This is a genomic window from Bilophila sp. (genome assembly GCF_057864385.1).
The window spans coordinates 1-6,354 of record NZ_DBMAFI010000112.1 but is presented as its reverse complement, the minus strand read 5'-3'; the positions used below and the strand labels follow the sequence as shown (position 1 = coordinate 6,354).

Annotated in this window: 13 protein-coding genes; 10 read left to right on the top strand and 3 right to left on the bottom strand. The window is 53.2% G+C overall.

Translation table 11 applies throughout. The features are described 5' to 3' along the window. Together ACZM8Y_RS17525 and ACZM8Y_RS17520 are read right to left on the bottom strand one after the other, a co-directional pair. Window positions 1-1,091, bottom strand: a 1,091-nt coding sequence (locus ACZM8Y_RS17525) for an AAA family ATPase (protein ID WP_489501939.1), incomplete at its 3' end; no start/stop codon positions are given. A 219-nt stretch (window positions 1,092-1,310) separates the two neighbouring features. Next, on the bottom strand, window positions 1,311-1,589 hold the full coding sequence (locus tag ACZM8Y_RS17520) for a hypothetical protein (protein WP_482334635.1): 279 nt from the start codon (window positions 1,587-1,589) through the stop codon (window positions 1,311-1,313). A 350-nt stretch (window positions 1,590-1,939) separates the two neighbouring features. Between ACZM8Y_RS17520 and ACZM8Y_RS17515 the strand changes: the two genes are divergently transcribed. The 10 genes from ACZM8Y_RS17515 to ACZM8Y_RS17470 all read left to right on the top strand — a co-directional run bounded on the left by ACZM8Y_RS17515 (window position 1,940) and on the right by ACZM8Y_RS17470 (window position 6,062). Next, window positions 1,940-2,071 (top strand): hypothetical protein, encoded by a 132-nt coding sequence (locus tag ACZM8Y_RS17515; protein ID WP_482334637.1) that lies wholly within the window; start codon window positions 1,940-1,942, stop codon window positions 2,069-2,071. 97 nt (window positions 2,072-2,168) lie between these two features. Next, entirely contained in the window at window positions 2,169-2,621 is a 453-nt protein-coding gene (locus ACZM8Y_RS17510) for a phage regulatory CII family protein (protein ID WP_308770971.1), read from the top strand. Then, window positions 2,618-2,908 (top strand): DUF4258 domain-containing protein, encoded by a 291-nt coding sequence (locus ACZM8Y_RS17505; protein WP_482334639.1) that lies wholly within the window; start codon window positions 2,618-2,620, stop codon window positions 2,906-2,908. The genes ACZM8Y_RS17510 and ACZM8Y_RS17505 overlap by 4 nt, the downstream gene beginning before the upstream one ends. After that, the gene (locus ACZM8Y_RS17500; RefSeq protein WP_482334641.1) at window positions 2,899-3,387 is read left to right on the top strand and encodes a DNA N-6-adenine-methyltransferase; all 489 of its coding nucleotides are present in this window, start codon (window positions 2,899-2,901) and stop codon (window positions 3,385-3,387) included. Before ACZM8Y_RS17505 ends, ACZM8Y_RS17500 begins: the two co-directional genes overlap by 10 nt. Further along, window positions 3,387-4,388 carry a hypothetical protein gene (locus ACZM8Y_RS17495; RefSeq protein WP_486855023.1) on the top strand — a complete coding sequence of 334 codons (1,002 nt, stop codon included), beginning with the start codon at window positions 3,387-3,389 and terminating at the stop codon, window positions 4,386-4,388. The genes ACZM8Y_RS17500 and ACZM8Y_RS17495 overlap by 1 nt, the downstream gene beginning before the upstream one ends. Then, window positions 4,357-4,692, top strand: coding sequence for an inverted formin-2 (locus tag ACZM8Y_RS17490; protein WP_489501938.1), 336 nt, complete (start codon window positions 4,357-4,359; stop codon window positions 4,690-4,692). Before ACZM8Y_RS17495 ends, ACZM8Y_RS17490 begins: the two co-directional genes overlap by 32 nt. Beyond that, window positions 4,689-5,117 carry a PDDEXK family nuclease gene (locus ACZM8Y_RS17485; RefSeq protein WP_482334647.1) on the top strand — a complete coding sequence of 143 codons (429 nt, stop codon included), beginning with the start codon at window positions 4,689-4,691 and terminating at the stop codon, window positions 5,115-5,117. Before ACZM8Y_RS17490 ends, ACZM8Y_RS17485 begins: the two co-directional genes overlap by 4 nt. Then, window positions 5,114-5,386, top strand: coding sequence for a hypothetical protein (locus tag ACZM8Y_RS17480; RefSeq protein WP_482334649.1), 273 nt, complete (start codon window positions 5,114-5,116; stop codon window positions 5,384-5,386). The genes ACZM8Y_RS17485 and ACZM8Y_RS17480 overlap by 4 nt, the downstream gene beginning before the upstream one ends. After that, on the top strand, window positions 5,386-5,688 hold the full coding sequence (locus ACZM8Y_RS17475; protein ID WP_482334651.1) for a hypothetical protein: 303 nt from the start codon (window positions 5,386-5,388) through the stop codon (window positions 5,686-5,688). Before ACZM8Y_RS17480 ends, ACZM8Y_RS17475 begins: the two co-directional genes overlap by 1 nt. After that, window positions 5,688-6,062, top strand: coding sequence for an RNA helicase (locus ACZM8Y_RS17470; RefSeq protein WP_489501937.1), 375 nt, complete (start codon window positions 5,688-5,690; stop codon window positions 6,060-6,062). The genes ACZM8Y_RS17475 and ACZM8Y_RS17470 overlap by 1 nt, the downstream gene beginning before the upstream one ends. Before the next feature lies 1 nt (window position 6,063). On the opposite strand, the gene ACZM8Y_RS17465 is transcribed toward ACZM8Y_RS17470, so the two are convergent. Continuing rightward, window positions 6,064-6,354, bottom strand: a 291-nt coding sequence (locus ACZM8Y_RS17465) for a hypothetical protein (protein ID WP_489501936.1), incomplete at its 5' end; no start/stop codon positions are given.

Below are 6,354 nucleotides of genomic sequence, written 5' to 3'. Positions count from 1 at the left end.
CTAAAAAAATCGTAAGCCTCTTTATCTTCAACATATATATTTATCGTAGGTAGTTTTATGTTTTCTGCAACAGAGATTGCCTCAACCCGTAAATCAGCAATAATTTCCGGCCATGAAATATTGTCACGGAAAGATATTTTTCCGTATGTATCTGACAAATACGCGACTTTATAACTTTGTTTATCTTTTTGAGACAAATTGTATACACTTTCAATCAAAGTTGGAGAGTGGCTTGTCATAATTATTTGTATATTTAATTCCTTTGATAATTTAGATAATATCTTAATAAATTCTTGTTGCGCCGCAGGAAATAGTCCGGCGTCTGCTTCGTCAATTAATAGTAATCCTCCGTGATAACATGAATATTCCTCTTTTAATTTTTTGAATGAAAAAATAGCTTGTACAATCTGACCTGCATTGTCATCGCCAACAGAAACTGATGTATAATCATAGTTTGATCCATGAGTTACTACAGAAGAAAGAGTACCTGCTGTAGCTGTGAGTTTATCTCTATCTGTCTTTAAAAGTATTTTATTAAGTATCTTGCATATTTCTTCTTTATTCATATTAATATACGGATCAGTTCTTTCCTTATAATCTCTTTGTGCGATTGGAATCATCCGTTTTACGCTTAAAAATATTACAGGATGAGTTACATTTCTGCTTGAATTTTGATTATATTTTGTAGAATTATTTCTTAATACTGGCCTAGGGTATTCTCTATCTTGTGATTTCACAAAACTTAATTCAAGTTTGTCGAGTAGTAATTTTTCATAACCATCATATATAACAATATTTATTTTTTGTTTATCATATAAGTCGTACTTAGATAGTCTAAAGTGCTCTGATATTTGAGATTTAAAAATATCTCCAGAAAGAGTGTTAAATTTTAAAGATACTGGAGGATTTTGAGTATAATCTTTAGAAAAGCTAAAGCACTGTGCGGCGATACCAAGTATTGAGGATTTAGCCATACCATTTTTGCCACATATTACAGTTATTCTGTCGGCAAATTCTATGTCTATATTTTCTAATGCTCTGAATTTTGTAATATTTATTTTTTTTATCTTTGTAATGTTATCGCCACTCATTTTTTCTCCTGAAAAGAATTAACTAAACAATTAGTTCAGGTTGCTACAATATTATTTCCTCAAACTCAGCTCTAGAAATTTATGACATGTAATGTAACGTGTATGTTCGTAGCTCTCTTCCCTTCGGTCCACGTACGAATTTTCATCTGTACTCGACATAGATGATGACACATCCAGAGGGCCGCCGTTCGCGCCTTATTTCGCGGAGGCGGGGGCGGCCTATGCTGTCTTTTTGTCAGGATCTGAGGAACTGCTTTGAGTGGAAGCTATGGGGCGCATAACTTCTTTGAGTATATCTAGTTGTGCCTTGAGAATATCTCTTTCTTTCGCCAAGTTAGATAATTGAGCTTCCAATAACGCTATGCGCGTTGTGTCTTCTGCAGGGGGGGGATAGATGTCACCCGGAAGAATGACACGCGCACCAATAATATCCATAATCGGTGAAATTTCTTCAACTTTAGGACTTCTAGATCCTCTAGTCCAGCGAGAAATATTCACAGTGCTTACTCCCGAGGCTTCAGAGAGTGCAGCACCGCTTCCGTACTGTTCCTTTGCGCTGTTGAGAGCACGCATAACTGAGTCAAAAAAATTTTCCATAGCATCAAATTACCATTAGTTAATTTTGAAGTAAAAACCCTTCGGTAATTTTTGTCTTGACCAGTTTATTTCCTATCGGTAATATCGAGACATGAAAGCACCAATTGTGATCGAAATCGAAGATTTTTTATGTCGTTATGAGGTTACTCAGCTTTCTCTTGCGAGAGAAGCAGGAGTATCTCCTGTGCTTCTAAACAGGCTGGTAAAAGGTAGCCGAAGGGATACTACGTCAAGTAATGCCGATGCGTTACGTGCAGCTATGCGTCGACTATCTTCCCTCAATACTCCCAGCGAACCCGAAGAGGCCCGCCATGCTGACTAGCCTTTTGATTGCCGTCGGCGTCGTGGTCGCCGTGGCCTTCATCTTCTCTCCGGCGCGCTAACCCCTCCATGCACCGCCGGGTCGCGCCGGGTGATGAGCAGGTGGAGCTTTTCCATGCCGCTACTGGAACACGGCGGCCCACAGGAAGGAATTGCAAAATGAATAAACTGTTACAGGCCGTCGCAGCCAAGACGTACCAGCTTTGCCGGACGTATCCCGGCGGCATCCGGGCAATGTTCGCGGGGATGCGGGAGCGGCATGGGTTATCCGAGTCATCCGTCTACGCCGACCTGAACCCGAACAACGGGCAATCCACGCTCCGGGTGTGGGAACTGGTCAGGGTAATGGAAGCGACCGGCGAGCATGGGCCGCTCCGGGAGCTTGCCAACTGGTTCGGGTACTCGTTGGCGTCCGCCGCCGATGAGGAGCCGGACGCCCCGACGCTCGAAGCCGAGGCGCTGCAGGACTACCCGCCGCTGGTGGCCTTCCATGAAGGCTGCAAGTTCTACCGACAAGGCAGGATCACGCTCGCGCAGCTCGACGAACTCAAAGACAGGGCGTTCAAGGAAGTCCGGGAAACCTTCTGCCGGACGGTCAAGGGGGACGAATGAACCTCACCTTTTCCGCCCACGCGCTCGACCGTTGCCTTGAGCGGGGCATCTCCCTCCAGCTTGTGGCTGATGCCCTTTTTTCGGGATGCTTGGAACGCTACGGCGACCGCTATGTCGTGATTCATGGACGGCTCAAAGTCGTAGCTGAAAGGCAGGGCGACGCTTGCGTCATTGTGACGGCCTACCGCGCCGCCGAAGCCAACAAAAAGCGCATGGCCCGGCAACGCCGCCGGCAAGTCCGCAGGTTCCAGCGCGCGAGCCGGAAGGAGAGCGGGATATGGTGGTAGCCTCGGCCCTTTTTTCGAGCGTCAGGGACGACTGGCCGACGCCGTGGGAGTTCTTCCGTAATCTTGATCTGGAGTTCGATTTCACGCTGGACGTATGCGCCGTGCCGTGGTCGGCGAAGGTCTGGCGGTACTGCGTGCCGCCCCACGCGCCGCGGGTTTTGGGGGAAGCGACGTTCCGCCGCCTGTTCCCAGACGCCCTTGTGGACGGCCTCGCGCACTCGTGGGCCGGGGAACGCTGCTACATGAACCCGCCCTACGGCCGCGAGATCGGCGCATGGGTCGAGAAGGCCCGCCGGGAAGCGGAACGTGGCGCGCTGGTCGTCGGGCTCCTCCCGGCGCGTACCGATACGGCGTGGTTCCACGAGCACGTCTGCCGGGCCGCAGCCGAAATCCGGTTTTTAAAGGGACGCTTGAAGTTTGAAGGGGCGGCGGCTTCCGCGCCGTTCCCGTCCATGATCGCCGTATGGGGGAGGATGTGATGGAGTGGTTCCGATGGTTTGAGGGGTCGACGACAGACCCCAAGTTTGCGGTTGTGGCGCGGCGCTCAGGGCAGCCCGTCGCCTTTGTCATTGCGGTATGGGCGCAAATCCTTGAGCGCGCCAGCGCATCGAAGGAACGCGGGTGCATCGACGGGTATGACTGCGAGGGGGCGGACGTTTCCCTGGGCCTTCCCGACGGTGCGGCGTGTGCCATTGTACAGGCGCTTAAGGATAAGGGGCTGATCGACGAGTACCGCGTGTGCAAATGGGAGCAGCGTCAGCCGAAACGGGAACGGGACCCAGAGCCCTCTGGAAGCTCCACAGGGCGCGTCAGGGAGCACAGGGCGAAGAAACAGAAAGAAACGGATGGAAACGGCGCGCAACGCGACGAAACGCCATGTAACGCCATGAAACGGCCTGTAACAACCAGAAACAGCCTAGAAGAGATAAGAGGAGAAGGGAAGAAAGAAGAGAGAAAGACAGATGCTTCGCATCTTGCGCAGAGCGATGCTGGCGCATCCTCCGCGCATCCGCCGGCGGAGCAGGAGGGGCCCGTCGCATTCATCCCCCTTGCCGACGGCTCGGAATATCCCGTTCCCGTCTCTCTGGCCTGTGAATACGCCGTCGCCTATCCCGGCGTGAACGTCATGGGGGAATTCGGGAAAGCCCGTGCGTGGTGCCTGAGCAATCCCCGCCAGCGGAAGACGAAGAACGGCATCCGGCGTTTTCTCAACGGCTGGATGGACAAGGCGCAGAACAACGCCGTCAGGTCCAGCCCCGCCGTGGGATTAAGCCGTCCCATGACGGCGAGGCAGGTGGAAGCGGCGGAACGCGGCGATTTTGCGGAACAGGTTTTGAAACTCGACGAGGTGTACAGAAATGGCGAGCTTGCAGCTTTTGGCTCTGGAACTCAGCAAGGCGTTCGTGCTCTATCGGCAGCCGAGGCCCGCGCAGGCGGAATTCGAGCTGTTGGTCAGGACTTGGGGCGACGTGCTGGCTGACGTGGGCGATGCGGAGTTCATCGAGGGCATACGCCGGGTTGAGGCCAAATTGAGCTTCTTCCCCGTTCCTGCCGACGTGATGCGACAGGTGGAAGAGGCCAGGAAGCGGGTGGCGGCCGTGAACCGCGAAGCCTTGCCGGAAAATGCGTTGACGTTCGATGAGCGGTGCGAACTCGGTACCGACTGGTGCGCGAAGATCCTTGCCAACATGCGCGGCAAAATGGATGCCCGGATGCAGGGGCGTCCCGACACGCCGCTCGATGAGCAGCTTGCAGGGCTTCGGGAGATGGGGGTGGAGCAGTGAGCCCCGAAGAGTACCGGGAATTTCTCAAGGCGGTAAAGCCCGGTCCCAGCCCGTTGCCCAAGTCTCAGCTTTCCGGCAAGGCCCGCCTTCCCCGGAATGGCCGCACGTACCGGACCGACGCCATGAACCAGACCGAGGCCCGCTATGCCGGGTATCTGGACGGGATGAAGCACACGGGCGAGGTCGTCGCGTGGGCGTATGAGGCTATGAAGCTGCGGCTTGCGGACAAGACGTTCTACACGCCGGATTTCGTCGTGATCCGGGCTGACGGGGGCATCGAGCTGCATGAGGTCAAGGGGCATTGGGAAGACGACGCCCGCGTGAAAATCAAGGTCGCCGCAACGCAGCATCCGTGGTTCCGGTTCCTCGCTGTGAAGGCAGGGAAGACAGGGTGGCAGTATGAAACGTTTGGAGGTGGGGCATGAGCACGGCCGTACAGGTTGAGATCGTCATTCCCGAAAGCATGGGCAAGATCGAGGCGCTGGCGAAGGTGTCCGCCGTCCTCGATCAAGTCATCGCAAGACGGTTGAGGTGGTGGAATGCGTCGCGTGGGGAGATCGCCGTGTTTGGGCCGCACATCGGGGACAACCCCGGAAAGCCGTACCGAACGCTGGTGTATCGCATTGCCCGTGACATGGGCGGCTATTCGCTGTGCAACGTCTGGAACCTGAGCGCATACCGGATCACGGCCTAATGGCGTGGCGGAAGGCAGGGGAAATCGTGGATACGCTGGAAGCGGAGTTGATTCTTGGCAAGGGCAGTGTGCAGGCTGGACATGGCCTGATAACGGCGTTGGCAAAGCGCATGGGCGAGGCGCGGGGAAAGCATCCTGTTTTCGCGGAGGGCAGATACCACGCGCTTGGCGTCATCGGGGAGGAGTACAGGGAGCTTGTACATGCCGTTGAGCATGAGTCCCCGGAGCGTATCCGCGATGAGGCCCTCGACGTAGCGGTGACGGCCCTGCGGCTCTGGCTTGGGGAGCACGAGGAGGCGTAATGAGCGAGACGTGGGTCAGTCGTGAGGAGCTGGCCGAAGCCATCGGTGACGACGGCGCGGATCTCTTATGCAGGGCCGTGGGCGGGGTATCCACGTACATTCCCCGCAAGCCCGTTGCGGGTTCCCCGCTTTCCGCCGTCATCGGGCCGGAGCGCATGGAAAGGCTCTGCGCAGCCTTCGGGGGGCTCCGGGTGACGCTTCCGAACAGGCGCAAGGGCGAGCCGTTCAAGGACAGGATCGTCCGCATGTTGGAAACCGGGAAGTCGCCGGGACGCATCGCCCTCGAACTCGGCGTAACGGAACGCTATGTGCGCATCCTCGCCCGGCAGGTAAAGGAACAGCCCAAGCCGCAGGTGCAGCTCAGGCTGTGGTGAATTAACGGGCTTTTTTCTTTGAAGAAGGGGTTTTTTCGATTTGTTTTATTCTCGAAAGAGGAATTATGATCTCTTCTTCGTCGAGGTGGACGATGGCAAGAGATTCTTTGGAAATGAAGACGTTTTTTGCCTTGAGCTGTTCTCCATCTGTGAGAAAAATCGTAACATTAATAGCTGTGTCTATTTTTTTAGTAGTATAAACAGTATACAATGAACTGACTGTGCATAATATAGTATAGATTGATAATATTTTAAAAAAACTATTACTTTTGAATGAAAGTAAATATATAGA